Origin of the sequence: Tahibacter sp. (genome assembly GCF_032229445.1) — a bacterium.
Classification (GTDB): domain Bacteria; phylum Pseudomonadota; class Gammaproteobacteria; order Xanthomonadales; family Rhodanobacteraceae; genus Tahibacter.
In genome coordinates this window covers 19,757-38,056 of the sequence record NZ_JAVTWC010000100.1, presented here as the reverse complement: position 1 = coordinate 38,056, position 18,300 = coordinate 19,757, and the positions used below count along the sequence as shown (strand labels likewise).

General features: G+C 62.3%; 4 protein-coding genes (1 of these 4 running past the window's edge). All 4 read left to right on the top strand.

The window, feature by feature from the left end; all coding sequences use genetic code 11:
- Positions 1 to 46 precede the first annotated feature (46 nt).
- Complete coding sequence (locus RUU78_RS16990) at positions 47 to 3,961, top strand: type I polyketide synthase (RefSeq protein ID WP_313918649.1); 3,915 nt, start codon at positions 47 to 49, stop codon at positions 3,959 to 3,961.
- Positions 3,962 to 4,016: 55 nt separating this feature from the next.
- Positions 4,017 to 4,988: a class I SAM-dependent methyltransferase gene (locus RUU78_RS16985; protein WP_313918648.1), complete on the top strand. Its 972-nt coding sequence runs from the start codon at positions 4,017 to 4,019 to the stop codon at positions 4,986 to 4,988.
- Between the two features lie 142 nt (positions 4,989 to 5,130).
- Positions 5,131 to 6,549, top strand: a complete 1,419-nt coding sequence (locus tag RUU78_RS16980; RefSeq protein ID WP_313918647.1) for a cytochrome P450 — start codon at positions 5,131 to 5,133, stop codon at positions 6,547 to 6,549.
- Between the two features lie 182 nt (positions 6,550 to 6,731).
- A protein-coding gene (locus RUU78_RS16975; protein ID WP_313918646.1) for an SDR family NAD(P)-dependent oxidoreductase crosses the window boundary here: on the top strand, positions 6,732 to 18,300 show its beginning. It continues 19,502 nt past the right edge of the window; only the first 11,569 of its 31,071 coding nucleotides appear in the window; the start codon lies at positions 6,732 to 6,734; its stop codon lies off the right edge, out of view.

Genomic DNA, 18,300 nt, shown 5'->3' with positions numbered 1-18,300 from the left:
AGAGGCCTGGGTGCAGGTGCGGGATGTGACGACTGCGGGCAGCAGCGTGCAGAAGCTGGACGCTGTGGTGTGCGATGCGCAGGGCCGGGTCTGTGTACGGTTGAGCGGTCTGGTGCTGCGCCGGCTGGAGCCGGTGGTGCCGGCACGGACACTGCTGCTGGCGCGGCGCTGGCAGGTGCAGGCGTTGGCTGGGGATGCGGGCGGCAGCGCGCTCGGGTTGCATTGGGTAATGGTGGACAAGGTGTATGCCGGGTTCGTGGCGACGCTGTCGCAGCGGTATCCGCAGGTGCGCTGGAGCGTGCTGGCAGAGGCATCGTGCAGCGAGGCGCGCGTGGGTGTGTGGGGCGAGCAGGTGCTGTTGCAGCTGCAGCAGGTATTGCGCGGCAATCCGCGTCAGGCCCTGCTGCAGGTGCTGATAGCGCCGGATGGCCAATCGTCGTTCGCGCTGAGCGGGTTGTTGAAAAGTGCGCAGCGCGAGAACCCACAGTTCGTCGGTCAGGTGATCGGACTGCCGGCGGCGGCGGATGAAGCGGCGCTGTGCAAGGCGCTGGAAGAGAACCGCGTTGCGGGAGCCTGGAGCGCTGCGGAGATCCGCTATGAATCGGGCGAGCGGCAGGTGTGTGCGCTGGAGGAACTGCCGGCGGCCAGGGACGCTGCGGTGTCGATGCCGTGGAAAGCCGATGGGGTGTATCTGGTGACGGGAGGCGGCGGTGGTCTTGGGCTGTTGCTGGCCCAGGAGATCGCAGAGCGAGCGTCAGGCGCCCGGGTCGTGCTGGTGGGTCGAAGCGCGCTGGGCGCGCAGCGGGAGGAGAAGCTGGCGAGTTGGCGCCGCGAAGGTCGCTGTATCGAATACCGCGACGTGGATGTGAGCCAGGCCGATGCGGTGCAGGCGTGCGTGAGAGGGGTAGTCGCCGAGCACGGTCGTCTGGACGGTGTGGTGCATGCGGCTGGCGTGTTGCGGGACAGTTTCGTGCTGAAGAAGACGGCAGAGGACTTGCAGGCGGTGCTGGCGCCGAAGGTGTGGGGGGTTGTGAATCTGGATCGGGCGGTTGCCGGTCTGGATCTGGACTGTTTCGTGGTGTTTTCGTCGATGTCGGGCCAGGTCGGGAATGTGGGGCAGGCGGATTACGCGTTGGCCAATGCGTATCTGGATGGGTATGCGCAGGATCGTCAGGGGCGGGTGGATCGGGGGGAGGCGTCGGGTCGAACGCTGTCGGTGAGCTGGCCGCTGTGGCGTTGGGGTGGGATGCAGGCGGACGAGGCAACGTTGGCGTGGATGGCGCGCGAGGGCATGGAAGCGTTGGAGAGCGAGGCGGGATTTGAGGCGCTGTATGCGGCCTGGAGCAGTGGGGAATCGCACGTTGGTGTGCTGGTGGGGCGCGGCCTTCCGTTGACGGGGGCGTGGAGTGGGACGCAAGCGCAGTGGAGTGATGCCGGGCTGGATGAGGAAGCGCGGGTCGATGCGAAAGGGGAAGACACCGAGGCGTTGCGTGAGCGAGCCGAGCGGTATCTGACGCGCCGTTTGGCGGCGACGCTGAAGCTGTCGCCGGATCGGATAGCGCCGGACGAGGGATTGGAGCGGTACGGGATCGACTCGATCCTGGCGTTGAAGCTGGTGGCCGAGCTGGAGACGGTATTTGGTGCGTTGCCCAAGACGCTGCTGTTCGAGTACCAGAGTGTCGCTACCTTGTCGGGCTATTTTCTGGAGCGGCACCGGGAGACGCTGGTGGCGCAGTTGCGGCCACGCGTGCGTGCGGCCGTCGCGGCTGAAGCGGCGCCGTTGTCGACAGTGGCGCACTTATCCGCAGTGCCTTTGTCTGCTGAGCCCCGGGCTCGGCAGCGCGACGGCCGGCCGGTACGGCGGCGCGCGGTGTCGTCAGCGTCGTTCAGTGAAGCCCGGTCGACGTCGCCGCAGACGGAGAATCTTGCGATCGCGATCGTGGGGCAGAGCGGGCGCTATCCACAGGCGCGGACGGTGGAGGAGTACTGGACGAACCTGAGCCAGGGCAAGGACTGTGTGACGGAGATTCCGCAAGAACGCTGGGATCACCGCCAGTACTTCGATCCGCAGAAGGGTCAGGCGGGCAAGAGTTACAGCAAGTGGGGTGGATTCATCGATGGTGTGGATGAATTCGATCCGCTGTTTTTCAACATTGCGCCGCGGGAAGCGGAGTTCATGGATCCGCAGGAGCGGCTGTTTCTGCAGAGTGCGTACGCGACGCTGGAAGATGCCGGGTATACCCGGGAACGTCTGCGGGGTGGTCAGGCGCACGGTGCACGCGTGGGCGTGTTCGTCGGCGTGATGTACGAGGAATACCAGCTGTACGGTGCGCAGGCGCAGGCGTTGGGTGCGGGATTTGCGCTGGGCGGCAATGCGTCGTCGATCGCCAACCGGGTGTCGTATTGCCTGAATTTGCAGGGGCCTAGCCTGGCAGTGGACACGATGTGCTCCAGTTCGCTGACGGCATTGCACCTGGCCTGCCAGAGCTTGCGCAACGGGGAATGCGAGGCGGCGCTGGCCGGTGGTGTGAACGTATCGATACATCCGAACAAGTATCTGATTCTGTCGCAGGGGCAGTTTGCATCGAGCACGGGCCGGTGCGAGAGCTTCGGGCAAGGCGGTGACGGTTACGTGCCCGGAGAAGGTGTCGGGGCGGTGCTGCTCAAGCCGCTGGAGGACGCGATCAAGGCGGGTGACCGGATCTATGCGGTGATCCGCGGCACGAGCATCAATCACGGCGGCAAGACGAACGGCTACACGGTACCGAACCCGCAGGCGCAGACGCAGCTGGTATCAGAAGCACTGCGGCAGGCGGGAGTGGATGCGCGCACGATCAGCTATGTGGAGGCCCATGGTACCGGGACGTCGTTGGGTGATCCCATCGAGATTGCGGGGCTGACACAGGCCTATACGGCGCACACGAGCGATCGGCAGTACTGCGCGATCGGATCGGCGAAGTCGAACATCGGTCATCTGGAGAGTGCGGCGGGGATTGCGGCACTGACGAAGGTGCTGCTGCAGATGCAGCACGGACAACTGGTGCCGTCGCTGCACTGCGAAGAGCTGAACCCGAACATCGATTTTGAGCAGACACCGTTCCGGGTACAGCGCACGCTGCAGGCCTGGGAGCGGCCACAGCTGGAGGTGGACGGCAGGTTGCAGGAGTACCCGCGTCGCGCCGGAATTTCCTCGTTTGGAGCGGGTGGATCGAATGCCCACCTGATTGTCGAGGAGTACGTGGCGCCGGCAGAGCCGCACCGTGTGGATTTCACGGCGCAGCAGCCTGCGCTGATCGTGGTGTCGGCACGGACCGAAGAACGGCTGATCGAACGGCTACAGCAACTGCTGGCGCATACGACGACGCTGGATGAGGTATCGCTGGCAGGTCTGGCGTATACGCTGCAGACGGGGCGCGAGGCGATGGATCATCGGCTCGGCCTGCTGGTGGTGACACTGGCAGAGCTGCGCGAGAAGCTGCAACGGTACCTGGCCGGTGATACCGACATCGACGAGTGCTATCGCGGTGAAACCCGGAAGAATCGCGAAGCGCTGGCAGGGCTCAACAATGATCCGGATGCTGACAGCCTGGTGGATCGATGGTTTGAGAAGGGTAAGCACGGAAAGGTGCTTGAACTTTGGACCAGAGGCCTAAGCCTGGACTGGTCACGCTTCTACGGAGAGCGGTCAAGCTACTGCAAGTCCATCCCAAAACGTCTCGGGCTGCCCACCTACCCGTTCGCACGCGACAAATACTGGTTCGCGCCCACTGTGGTCGATGGCAAGGCGATCCAGGCGGGCTCGCATATCGAATCACCGGCAAAGGCTGTTGCCGGCGCTGCAGAAAGCAAGATGTTTGAAAGGGATGCAATTCGGGCGGTGCTCAGAAGGGTGACGAATGACCAAGTTAGTACCTTGTTGGGTTCCGCCGAAGTCACTGCTCTAGTGTTTGATCAGGAATAGAGTTGTCTTAACTCCATAATTCGCACAAAGGTTGCTCTGTAAAGGGGGGTCTGGAATGGAAAAATCAAATGCTCTGGCGGTAGGCGATGTCCATAAATTTTGGCGCAGTATTTTCGCGATCAACAGTGGGCAGGGAATCGAGAGCGACGAGGCGAAGCGTGAGTGCAAAGAAGCCATCAGGTTACTGTACGACTTCGGCATCAAAGGCCTTCACGACGGCATGGTCTGGAACTGGGGCTGCAGCGACGAAGAGGTGGATGCCCGCATCAGGGCGGTAATTCCCTTATATGACAGCGTTGCCAGCGATGGTTTTTCCGAACAGCTCTACTGCTTCGCGCTGCATTCGATCGGAATAGGCGACCTGTCGGACAAGCGGCTGCTCGACGTGGGGTGCGGCTTTGGCGCGGGATTGGACTTTTCTTCCAGGGTTTTCGGCTTCCGCAGCGCCGCAGGCTTGGACCTTTGTCAAGGCGCGATCGATCGTGCCAATGCGCGCCTATCCAGGCCGGGAATTGCCTTCGTTTGCGGTGACGCTGAGGAGTTGCCATTCGGCGACGGCGAGATGGATATCGTAATCAACGTGGAAAGCTCGCATACCTATCCTGACCTTGCGCAATTTCTCAAGGAGGTCACACGCGTACTCCGGCCTGGTGGATATTTTTCTCATCTCGATCTGTTTACCGATGAAAGATATAGCCAGTTTTCCCAGCTCAAGACCGATGTCGGTCTGGAATGGCTTGCGGAAACGGACGTAACCGACCGTGTGAAGCGAGCGATCCATGCGCGCATGCGCCCGGACAGCTTCCTGCGAAAGCAACTTGCGAAACAGCAGCTCGGAGGGCCGCTAATGCGGCTATTGTCTGGGTCGCTGGTGCTCGCCAACTATGGTGCTGACTTCGCTGGTCATCAGTACACCAGATCGGAGCGCTTCATGCAGGGTCTATTTGTGCGCTTGCTGAAGCGCTCAGGCAAATTGGCGCCGGTGAGATTCACTCGCTATCTCCACCATCTGGCGCGGAAAGCCTAGGAAGCCACTGGATACGGCGGAATCTGGATGGCGCTCTTGAATGTGCTTGAGTCAAGAGGCTCCGGCGGAAAACCCTGACGAATTTCCGCGTCGTCCAGAGGCTGCCCAACAGACCAGCATCATCTGCGCCAGGAGCCAGGCAATGGCCTTTGAGTCAAATATCGACACCGCACCCATCAGAACTACCCCGCTTGGGCTGCCGTTACTCGCCTACATCCGCAAGGATCCGTTGGGTGCGGCCAGTCACCTCCATGGTCATTTCGGTGATGTTGCGCGTCTGCGCATTCTTTTTCGCCGTATCTACTACTTCTTCAGGCCGGAAGCCGCCCGCGAGATTCTGGTCGACCATCAGGCGGATTTTGCGCGGGAAGCCCGACTGCTCAACATCTTCAAGTCTTTCCAGGGCTCCAATGTGCTGACGTCTGAAGGCGAGGACTGGGAGCGTCAACGGCGCATCCTGGCGCCCGGTTTTTCGCCAAAGCGGATCCCTGGTTTCATGGGTCTGATGAGCGCAGCGATACACGACAGCGTTGGAGAAGAACTTCCTTCCGAGGTAGGAAGCAGTGCGGTAGTTGACGTCGATTTCCTGACGACACGTATCACCATGGACGTAATCCTACGCACTCTGTTCTCTCACGCGACAACGCAAGCCGAGGCGAGCAGAGTTTCCAGCGCAATTCGTGCGCTGACCCGGCAGAGCATGCGCGAGGTGTTCTGGGCTTTCGTTCCGCCCAGATGGCTACCTTATCCGGGACGCGCAGCAAAGCTGAGGCACTTGCAGGTCGTCAATACCCTCATAGCAACGCACGTCAAGGCACGCGCTCGTGCTTCGCAGGGCACCGACATCGCCAGCCACGACGTGCTCGGCATGATGCTGGCGGCTCGCGATGACAACCCCACGACGGGTGGCGCGACCCTCACGTCCCAGGAAATCCATGACAACTGTTTTCTGCTCTTCAGCGCGGGTTTCGACACCGCATCTTCCGCGCTGACCTGGTGGATTGGTCTGATGGCGACGCATTCCCAGGTCGCTGACCAGGTGCGTAGCGAAGTGGATGGCGCAAGTGCCAGCGCGCCTGCGACGGAAAGCATCGCGCGCCTGCCCCTTCTGAACGCAACCATCAAGGAGGCCATGCGCCTATACCCACCATCCACTGCGCTGATTACCCGCGTTGCGATTCGCGACGTTGTGATTGGCGATGTCCCTGTTTCAAAGGGCACACTGGTCGTGGTGCCGATCTGGCACTTGCATCACGACCCGCGATCCTTCGCGGAGCCGAACGATTTTCGTCCCGATCGCTTCATGCCTGGAGCTCCGGACATCCCTCGCAGCGCCTATTTGCCCTTCGGCGCGGGGCCGCATTTCTGCCTCGGCCAGTATTTCGCCAGCGTGGAAATGGCATTGGTTGCTGCGCACATCGTGCAGAACTTCGACTTGTGCCTGGAAGCGGGTGCCGTACTCCCCGAGGCCACCGTGGATATTGCATTGAAACCGAAGACGACCTTGCGCGTGCAGTTCACGCGGCGGCGGAAAGCCCCGGCGCCACCATCCTGCCAATGACAGACGCGCATCAGGCGCTGCCCCTCAGCAGCCCATCCAGGCGCGATCCCGAAGACCATTCCGGCGGGGACGACACCGCGTAAGGTCATCGCCTAAACTTGCAACCCCACTCGCAACCGGTCAGCCGCTCTGGACTCTCAGATACCGGAATGGCGGTTTTCCATCGGCGGAATGTCAAAGTAATGATCAGTTTCATTGAGTATCTGTTGAAGCAAGTCAAGAGCAATGCCATCTCCGAGACGGAAGCTCTCGATCTTCTCCAACAGCTTTCGGGAGTCGGGCGGGCTGAATCGGATCGGCTGCATCCGCTGTTGCACCGGAGTTCGTCCACGTCGCGTGCATTGCGTTTTTCCTCCGTGCTCAGCGCGGAAAACGAGCTGATGGCGGGCCACGTTGTCAACGGCGATCCTGTTCTGCCCGGCGTTGCGTATCTGGAGATGGTTCGTGCGGCCTGGTCACGACTGGACGGACGAAACGTCGATGGGGCCGCTCCGACGATCGTACTGAAGAACGTTGTCTGGACGCGACCGCTTGTTCTGGCAAGTCCGCGCGAGGTGTGCGTTGAGCTGTCCGTGCAGGCAGACGGTGTTGCCGATTTCAGCGTATATGCGATCAACGAGGCTGCAGCGAACCGAACGACTCTGCCCGTGTACGCGCAAGGCACTGTTTTCCGCGAAAATGCCGCCGTGCGGGCGGGTATGCACGACATCTCCGGCTTGCGTAGCCAGTGTGACAGCGTCGTCTGCGTCGATGACTGCTACGCGGCCTTCGAATCGATGGGGCTCGTCTATCGCCCGGTTTACCGGTCCCTCGAAAGCGTCGAAGTGGGGATCGACCGCGCGGGGCAGCGTTTTGTGCTGGCGCGTCTGCGGCTGTTGCAGCAGGGGAGTTCGGATTGCGAACAGTATTTCCTGCACCCCGGTTTCCTGGACAGTGCGCTGCAAGCCTGCATGGGGTTCTCGCTATCGGAGCTGCGAGTGCTCGCAGGCAACCGCAGCGCGATCGATCCTGCGGTACCGTTTGCGCTCGAAATGGCCGAGGTGTTCGAGCCTACGGGCGCTTCTGGTTGGGCCTATGTGCGGCTCATGTCGCCTGCGGGCGGTGACGCTGGCGAGAATGCGCTACGAAAGTTCGACATTGACGTCTGCGGCGACGACGGCCGAGTACTGGTGCGGCTGGCAGGCCTCGCGGTTCGGACCTTGCCAGAGCGCGGCCGCACACGGCTTGAACCTGTCGGTTCAGATTCTTCGGAACAGGCGGCATATCCGGTTCACTTGCTGGTTCCACGATGGGAACGCGAGTTGCCATCTAGCGATGCTGTGCCGTTCCCTGGCGCTACAGGCGGTCATTGGGTGTTCCTGGACGAGTCGTACCGGGGGTCACTCTCGCAGTTGGCGCGACAGCTTCCGGCGATTACATGGGAGGTGTTGCCGAGGCGGCCCAGGCGCAGCGTTGCCGCCGACCACTTTCTGATCGATGCCGAGCATATGTTCAGCCGGGTGCGATCGATACTGGCCGCCCAGCCGAGCGATCCGGTTTTCCTGCAGGTCGTACTGGACACGCGCTACGGCGAAGTCACGACCGCGTTGAGTGCGTTGTTGCTTACCGCTCGCCAGGAGCATCGGAACTTTGCGGGTCAGATAGTTGGTATCGACGGCCGCGCAACGGCTGCCGAACTGACTCGGATGGCCCTCGGGACGGGCGCGGGGTCGGTTGGCGATGACGAAATCCGCTACGTCAAGGGCATTCGCGAGGTGCGACGTCTGCGCCGGCTGCAACCATCGCTTGCGCATGGTCGCGGCGGGCTGTGGAAGGAGGATGGGGTATATCTGATCACCGGCGGTGCCGGCGCGCTGGGACTGATCATTGCCAAGGAAATCACCCGTCGGGTGAGGCGAGCAAAAGTCATTCTGGCAGGCCGTTCGCGCCTTGACGACGGCAGGCTGGCGGCGATTGCCGCGCTGCAGAGTGATGGCGTGCAGATTGAGTACCGCATCCTTGACGTGACCGATAGATCGGCCGTGGATGCCGGCGTTGCCGAAATCATTGAAGACTACGGTCGCCTCAGCGGGATCATGCACACCGCGGGAGTCGTCAGCGACAGCTTCATCCTGAAGAAGGACCCCGCGGATTTCCGCGCCGTCCTGGCACCCAAGGTGACCGGAACGCTTCATCTGGACCGTGCGACGAAAGATCTCGACCTCGATTTCTTCATACTTTACTCGTCGATGGCGGGCGCGGTCGGGAACGTTGGCCAGGCCGACTATGCGTCGGCCAACGCATTCCTGGACCGGTTCGCCCGCTTTCGAAACACGTTGACAGAACGAGGTGAACGTCGAGGAGCCGCACTCTCGATCAATTGGCCGCTCTGGAGCGATGGCGGCATGAGACTGCCCGCCAGCCTGCTCGAACAGCTTCGCGCGCAAGGCGTCTACGAGCTGAGCAGCGAGCAGGGCATTGCCGCACTGTACGCCGCTTGGCGCAGCTGTGAGCCGCAGGTCGTTGTGGTGGCGGCTGATGCCGCCTATCGCGTTGTGGATACGGCCAACGCGCGCATTGCGAGCCCGGATCAAGGTGGCCCGGTCGCCGGGGCGGGCGATCGTAGCGAGCTTAAGCGCAATATCGAACGTGCCCTGATCGAGGCCATCGCGCTACAGCTAAAGGTGAGAGTTGAGGAGATCGATCCCGAATCTGAGTTCAGCGAATTCGGATTCGACTCGATAAGTCTGACCGCGTTCAGCGGCGGGCTCAAAGGCTCTTTTCAGCTGGATATCAGCCCGACGATCTTCTTCGAATATGCGACGGTACGCGCGTTCGCAACCTACCTGCTGAATGCTCACGGATCGCAGATGGCGCAAGTGTTCGCTTCCGCCACGCGTTCGGTCAGGGCAGCCCCTGCTGAGGCTATGCCGCGCAGCGCGCCGACGATGGCGCAACTGCCACGACTGCGCGAGCCCGAGTCCCCCAGCCAGGACCATGTGTCCACGGACGGGTCGGCGGACGATCGCGAGCGCATCCCGGTGGCGATCATCGGCATGAGCGGCTGTTTTCCAGCGGCCGCGGATCTCGATGCATTCTGGGAAAATTTGGAATCTGGAAAAGACTGCATATCGGAGATTCCGCCGGATCGCTGGGACTGGCGCGCCATTTTCGGAGATCCCCGCGTCGAGGCGAACAGGACCAACGCCAAGTGGGGCGGATTCATCGACGGCGTGGCGGATTTCGATGCGCTGTTCTTCGGTATTTCACCGAAGGAAGCCGCGCTGATGGACCCGCAGCAGCGACTGCTGATGACGCATGCGTGGAAAGCGATCGAGGACGCCGGCTACGCCTCGCGCAGTTTGGCCGGAACGAAGACGGGGGTATTCATCGGCACGGGCAGCAGCGGTTACAGCAAGCTGGTTGCGGATGCCGGGGTTCCGATCGAAGGTTACAGCGCGACCGGCGCCGCGCCATCGATGGGCCCGAATCGGCTCAGTTATCTTCTCGATCTGCACGGTCCAAGCGAGCCTGTTGAAACGGCGTGCTCAAGTTCGCTGGTGGCGATACACCGTGCGCTACGCGCGATGCAGGCTGGCGACTGCGACATGGCGATCGTCGGCGGCGTCAACACGATCGTCGTGCCATGGGGACATATCAGTTTCAGCCGGGCCGGAATGCTGAGCGAGGACGGACGATGCCGGACGTTCTCCGGTCAGGCCAATGGTTATGTGCGCGGAGAGGGCGTCGGCATCCTGATGCTGAAGAAGTTGACCGAGGCCGAGCGTGATCGGGACAACATACAAGCGGTGATCCTCGGCAGCGCGGAGAATCACGGTGGCCGGGCACAGTCGCTCACCTCCCCGAATCCGAGGGCTCAGGCTGAGCTGATCCGGGCAGCCCATCGCGATGCCGGCATTGATCCGCGAACGGTTACCTACATCGAAGCGCACGGCACCGGAACGCCGCTCGGTGATCCTATCGAGATCAATGGTCTGAAGAGCGCCTTCGCACCCGAGGCCGCGACGGGTTCCGCTCATGACCTGGCCAACGTCCACCGCTGCGCGGTCGGATCGGTGAAATCCAACATAGGACACCTGGAGCTTGCCGCAGGCATTGCTGGCGTGATCAAAGTGGTCCTGCAGATCAAGCATCGAACATTGGCTAAAACATTGCATTGTGAGCAATTGAATCCACTGCTCGAGCTGCGCGATAGCCCATTCTTCATCGTCCAGCACGCCCAAGCCTGGAATGCTCAGCACGACGCGGCCGGGAACACGTTGCCGCTCCGGGCGGGCATCAGTTCGTTCGGTTTCGGCGGCGTGAATGCCCACGTGATTGTCGAGGAGTACCCGATTCGCCGCACGCTGCATGGAGCTGTCGCAGGCCCGGCGCTGATGCTGCTGTCGGCCAAGACCGAGGCAGGCCTGCGGGAGCGCGCCTGCCAGCTCCTGGATCACGTTCGCACACTTGGCGACGACCGTGGTCGGACACTCTTCGACATGGCGTATACGCTGCAGGTCGGCCGCGACGCCATGAAGTTCCGGCTGGCGCTGATCGTCACGTCGGTGGCGGAACTTGAGGAGAAGCTGGCGCAGCACCTGACAGGGGCTCCCGACGTGCCGGGGTGCTTCCAGGGCATCGCGAAGCGCGGACTGGAACTGATGGACGATGCGCCGCTCGTCGGTTACGGCACGGAGTTGCTGCGAGAAGCGGCCGCCAACGGCGCGTTTGCGGAAGTTCTTACGCAATGGGTAGAGGGCACTCCGATCGACTGGCAGGTGCTCTATGAAACTGGATCAGCGTACTCGGCGATGGCTCCGGGGCGCATCAGCATGCCGACCTATCCGTTCGCGAAAGCACGTTGCTGGATAGCGCCTCAGGATTTGCGATCGGAAGCAGAGCCTGTTTCCGCTCCAATCACGCATCCTGGCGCTCGCGCTGAACACCTCAGTCATCGCAATGTTGATGAGCTTGCCGGCGACGCAGTCGACGGCGCCGGTCGAATGGCGCCGACGAGGTATCCACCGCACCCGGAGCAGGTTCGTGCGCTCGAAGACGAGCTGTGTGCGAGCCTGAGCGACGCGCTGATGCTGGACAGCGATGCGATCGACCGCGACCTCGCGTTCAGGGAACTGGGCCTCGATTCGATTACCGGAGTGGCATGGATTCAGGCGCTGAACGAACGATTCGAGTCCAGCGTCGACGTGGCCCGTCTTTACGACTATCCGAATATCCGGGCGCTAGCCGGATATCTCAGCGGGACGGTTGTCGGCCAGTACGTTCCCTCCCCTTCGGTCACCACGAACGTGGCGCTTGCAGCCGCGGGCGGTGGCGCGTGTGCCACCACGCCAGCCGCGGCGGAACTGACGGCGAATGCCCTGACGTTCATCCCATCCTGGCAGCAAGCTGTTCCGGAATGGGTTGACAGTTGGCCCGTAAGCAACAGTGCGGTGCTGATGATCGGAGGCTCAGCGCAGCAGCAGCGCGCATGGTCCGCCGCGTTTCCGCAAATGACCGTGGTGACCGTCGATGCAGCCGACAGCGCGGAATCAATTGCTGATCAACTGTCGAGCATAGGCCGAATTGACCACGTTCTATGGGTGGCGCCGTACGAGAGCGGGCAAACCGCTGACGCCGAAAGCCTGGTCCTCGCGCAGGCTTCGGGGGTGGTATCGCTGTTCCGCGTAGTGAAGGGATTGCTCGCAGCTGCCTACGCTGATGTGCATTTGGGCTTGACTCTCGTCACCCGGCAGAGCCAGCTCGTGCGTGCCGACGAATACGTTGACCCGGCGCATGCAAGCGTGCATGGATTCGCCGGTTCGCTGGCCAAGGAATACCGGCACTGGAAGATCCGCCTGATCGATCTGCCGAGCGATTGCGCCATGCGCCGGGCAAACCTGTGCATCCGGGATGTGCTTCGTCTTCCCGCAGATCCGGAGGGCAACGCGTGGGCTTTGCGTGAAGCTGCCTGGTACAGACCGTGCCTCGCGCCTTGCAGACTTCCGGCGCCTGGCAAACCCGTGTTTCGTCGCGGTGGCGTATATGTACTCGTAGGCGGTGCGGGCGGGCTCGGCGAAGTGTTCAGCGAGCATCTGATCGCCACTTATCAGGCCAACGTCGTCTGGATAGGTCGGCGCGCGCTGGACGCCGCCATACAGTCCAAGATCGATCGCCTGTCCAGGCTTGGCCCGGCGCCGACGTATCTGAGCGCGGATGCATCCGACCTGGCATCGTTGCGCCGTACCTGCGTGCAGATCGAAGCGGCTCATGGCCCCATCCACGGTGTCGTTCATGCCGCGATCGTGCTGGCGGACAAGAGCGTCGCCCAGATGGACGAGCCGACCTTTGTAAACACGCTGGCAGCGAAAGTGGATGTCTGTGTGCGGCTGGCGCAGGTATTCGCGCAGCGGAAGCTGGACTTCGTGCTGTTGTTTTCGTCGTTTCAAAGCATTTCACCGCAGACGGGCCAAAGCAACTATGCAGCCGGCTGCGCATTCAAGGACGCGTTTGCGCAGAGACTGGCGCAGGACTGTCAGTGCCCTGTGAAGGTCGTGAACTGGGGTTACTGGGGAAGCGTCGGTATCGTCGCGTCGCCCGCATACCGGTCGAGAATGGCCCAGCAGGGCATAGGGTCGATCGAACCGGCAGAAGGTGTTGCGGTGGTCGAGCAGCTGTTGGATAGCGCCGTCAGCCGGCTGGCCGTACTCAAGATTAGCGATGTCGGCGTGCTGCGCCGTCTTGCCGGGCAGTCAGGCGTGGTCACGCAGCTCGAAAGGTCGCTGGCTTCCGTCACGCCGCAGCTCGCGCCTGATGGGGTAGGCATCGCATTGCCTGACGAATCCGCAATCCATCAGGGCGACATGCTGGACGATCTTCGGCGCCTGTCCTGCCGCCTGTTGTTGGGTCAACTGCAATCACTGAACCCGTTCGATGGCGGCAGCGCGGATCTGAACGCGTGGCAGGTACAGGCGGGTATCCTGCCGGCGTACGCGCGCTGGCTACAGGAGAGCGTGCGCATCCTCGGCGAGCAAGGATTCCTCGTGATCGACCGGTTGGTTGCGCCGGCCAGCGAAGCCGGTGAACGTACCGCGCTATGGGCCGACTGGGATCGGAATACCGAAGCCTGCAGCGAGGTCAAAGGACTACGCGCGCAGGTTCGCGCCCTGGACGCGACGTTGCGCGCGTTGCCCCAGATTCTCACGGGCGCGTCGTTGGCGACGGAAGTCCTGTTCCCCAACTCCTCGATGGCGCTGCTTGAGGGAGTCTACGGCGACAACGTCGTTGCCGATTACTTCAATGACAGCATTGCAGAAGTTGCCGAAGCGTTCATGCGCGCGCAACTGAAGCAGAATCCGCAAGGGCGCTTTCGTATTCTCGAGATAGGCGCCGGCACGGGTGCAACCAGCGACGCGGTTCTGCAGCGCATCCGGCCGCTGGCCAGGCATATCGAAAGCTATTGCTACACGGATGTCTCGAAGGCGTTTCTGGCGCGGGCGCGGCGGGCCTATGCGAGCGAGATGCCCTACGTGTCGTATGAGCTGCTGGATATCGATCGGGATCTGTCGACGCAGGGATTCGAAGCCGGCTCGTACGATCTGGTGATTGCGGCGAACGTGCTGCACGCGACCCGTAATGTGCGTGCAAGCCTGCACAATGCCAAAACGGCTCTGAAGCGCAATGGCACGCTGTTGCTGGGCGAACTGAGCGGCCACAGCCTGTTCTCCCATCTGACCTTCGGTCTGCTCGACGGCTGGTGGGCCTACGATGATGCCGAACTGCGAATTCCGGGCACGCCGGCATTGTTGCCGGAGACCTGGAACAGACTCCTGGCGGAACAAGGCTTCGGCGCCATTTCGTTCCCCGCCAGTGCCGGCCATGGCCTTGGCCAGCAGGTGATCGTCGCCGAGAGCGACGGGCTGATCGTACAGCGGATCGACGCGCCTTCTTCGACACGCGGTACCCACAACCATGCGGCGCGTCCCTGCGAAGCGCAATGCCACGATTCGCATTTGCCGCCGCTGCAGCGACAGGTGGCGAATGAATCGGCGATTGCCGTCATCGGTGTCTCAGGCGCATTCCCGAAGTCCAGGACGTTGCGCGATTACTGGGACAACATTGCTCGCGGTGCCGACTGCATTTCGGAGATCCCGGCCTCCCGATGGGCCGTGGATGAGTATTACTCCAGCGATGCCGGCGCCGAAGCCAAGACATACAACCGTTGGCTCGGCTGCCTGGAAGGGGCGGAGGAGTTTGACCCGCTGTTCTTCGGCATCACACCGGCCGAAGCCGAGTGGATGGACCCTCAGCAGCGAATCTTCCTGCAGCACTCGTGGGCCTGTATCGAGGATGCCGGCATCGATCCGTTGAACCTCTCCGGCAGCGCCTGCGGCGTTTTTGCAGGCTGCGCGACAGGCGACTACGGACGCAGCGGCGAGCATGCCGATGCGCTTTCGGCGAAGGGCCTGATCGGCGCCTCGTCCGCGATTCTGAGCGGCCGGGTTGCCTATCACTTGAATCTCAAAGGTCCATGCATTTCCGTGGACACTGCGTGTTCGTCCTCGCTCGTGGCCATTGCCATGGCCTGCGACAGCCTCGTTCTAGGACGCAGCGACATCACTCTTGCGGGCGGCGTCGGGGTGCTCGCGGGGCCGGCTTTCCACATCATGGCGAGCAAGGCCGGAATGCTGTCTCCCAGCGGTCGATGCCATACGTTCGATGCGCGCGCCGACGGTTTCGTGCCGGCGGAAGGTGTCGGAGTGGTGCTGCTCAAGCGGCTGTCCGACGCAGTTCGGGACGAGAATCCGATTCATGCGGTTATCCGCGCGTGGGGCATCAACCAGGATGGGCGAACCAACGGCATCACCGCGCCTAGCGTAGGGTCCCAGGCCGCGCTGCACCGGCGCGTCTACGAGCAGTTCGGAATCGATCCCGCAACGATCTCGCTCGTGGAGGCCCACGGTACGGGCACGCCGCTGGGTGATCCGATCGAGGTCGAGGCGCTCAACAGTGCATTCGGCGCGTATACCAACGAACGTGCGTTCTGTGCCCTGGGTTCGGTCAAGAGCAATATCGGACACACGCTGGCAGCTGCCGGTGTTGCCGGTGTCATCAAAGTGCTGCTGGCGCTACGTCACCGGGCATTACCACCTACAGCGCCATTCCAGTCGTTGAACGCGCGCGTCGCGCTGACTGACAGTCCGTTCTATTTGAACGCGTCCTTGCGCGAGTGGCGGTGCGGATCGGCCGGTACGCGCCGCGCCGCCGTGAGCGCGTTCGGATTCAGCGGAACGAACGCGCATATCGTGATCGAGGAAGCCGCCCAGCCTGGCGCGAAACGTGATCACGACGGTAGCGATCTGTTGTTTGTCCTCTCGGCGAAGGATTCGACCAGTCTTCGGGCGCAGGCGGACCAGTTCCTCAGCTACGTGAACTCATTGAAAAATGATGCCGCTCTTGCTGATGCCGCTTATACGCTGCAGATTGGCCGTAGTGCCATGCAACACCGGCTCGCGTTCATAGCGAGCGACCGCAGCGAGGTGACCGGCGCGTTGTCGGGGTTCCTCGACGGCGCAAAGACGAGCAGCGTGTTGGTCGGCCAAGTGAAACCGAGCGGCGATACGGCTGACATTCTCGATGGAGATGACGACGGCAGGCAGCTCCTGCAGACCTGGATTGCAAAGCGCAAGCTGCGCAAGCTCGCGCAGGCATGGCTGCGGGGCGCAACGATCGACTGGGCAGCGTTGAACATCGGCAAGCCCGTGCGAACGACCCGCATTCCGAGCTATGCCTTCAGGCGTGAACGGTACTGGCTCGACGTGCCAGCGCCAGCCACGTCCGACCGCGACGACGCCGCGCCTGCGCTCCACGTCCTCGGACGTACGCTCGTCGCCGCGCCGATCGACAGCGGTGGGCAGCGGCGCGGCGATAGCGCGTTTCAGGAAAGATGGGTACTGGTCTCGCCCGAATTGGCAGACCAGACGGCTCAGCCGGAAATGCAGAAACTTGGCGCCAATCTGCACCTCCTGCACGCCGCGAACGAAATCGCCGGACATGTCGAGGCGCTTGCCGCGCAGGTTTTCATACTGATCCAGACAATCCTGTCGGGCCGCCCGAGCGGCAAAGTATTACTGCAGATTGTCGTCGCGAATGATGCGTCCGATTGCTCGTGCGCCATGGCAGTTGCCGGGCTGCTGCGCGTCGCGTCATTGGAGAACCCGGCGTTTACCGGCCAGATCGTTGAAGTCGAAACCGGGTCATCCGCAGCGGACCTGTGCAGAGTTCTCGAGGACGAGGCTGCAAGCTCGCGCTCGGTCGACGTGGAAGTGAAATACGTCGGTAGCGAGCGGCACGTTCTCCGGCTATTCCGAATGGTTGCCCCCAGCGGCGCACCAGCAGCGCATCGGTCGCACTGGAAGTGTGGCGGTGTATACCTTATTTCCGGAGGCGCCGGCGGAATCGGACTGTTGCTGTCGCGCGAGATCCTGTCGAAGACCGAACGCGCGACGCTGGTCCTCATGGGGCGAGCACCGTTGAGCGGCGAAAGGCGGCGAGTGATTGACGCGTTGCGCGGCGAACATACGAATGCGACGGTCGAGTACGTCGATGCGGACGTGACCAGCAGACCGGCGGTCGACGCCTGCATTGTCGGCGTGCTGCAGCGGCACGGCAGGCTGGACGGCGTCATCCACGCCGCAGGCATCACTCGCGACAATTTCCTGATCAACAAGCCGGCAGACGAGTTTTCCGCTGTAATGGCCGTCAAGATTGCCGGTGCCATGCATCTTGATGCGGCGACGGCAGACATCGACCTCGACATTTTTCTGTTAATGTCTGCGTTGGCGGGGGTGTTCGGCAATCCGGGCCAGGCAGACTATGCCGTTGGCAACGCGTTCCTGGACCGGCTCGCCGGGAACCGGCGTGTGCTGGAGCATCTGGGCAGACGCAAGGGCCGCTCGCTGTCGATTGCATGGCCGCTTTGGCGCGACGGCGGAATGCGAGTGGATGCCGCGGTGCACAACCAGATGTCGCGGGCCGGGATGCCGGCGATCAGCACACGCGACGCGTTTGATGGGATGTACCAGGCCTTGGCGGGCGATGCGGCGAATGCGATCGTGCTTTACGCAGCGCCGCGCGCGCTGCGGGCTGCGCTGGAGCAGCCGGTCGTCAGGCATGAGGCCACGCGATCGCTCCTGGCTGCGACGGCCACAGCATCGTCTGTTGATCCGGAGTGGCTGCGGGAGAAAACGCTAGAACGCCTGAAATGTGTCTTCTGCGACGTAACGAAGCTCAGCAGTAGCGACGTTGATCCGAACGAACGGCTCGAGCACTACGGCGTCGATTCGATCATCGTGCTCCAGTTCAATGAACGTTTGTCGGAAGTCTTCGACGCACTGTCGAAGACTGTGTTGTACGAGTATCCGACGCTGGGCCAGTTATGCGAGTTCCTGTTGTCGGAGCGGCGCGATGAATGTTTAAAGTGGGTAAAGTTAAAAAATGAACCGTTGCCGTGGTCCATGCCGACGAGACATTGGGAAACCGCCGCGGCGCACCGGTTGGAGCCGGAAGAAAAGCATCGCGCGTCGCAGGCGTCATCGTTTCGTGGCGATACACGTGGCGTCGCCATCGTCGGCATGGCCGGTCACTACCCGCGGGCCGGAACGCTGGCAGAGTATTGGGAAAATCTGCAATCTGGAACAGATTGCGTCACGACGCTACCGCCCGAGCGTTGGGGGCTGGACGGCTTTTTCAGCGCGGACGTGGACGCGGCGG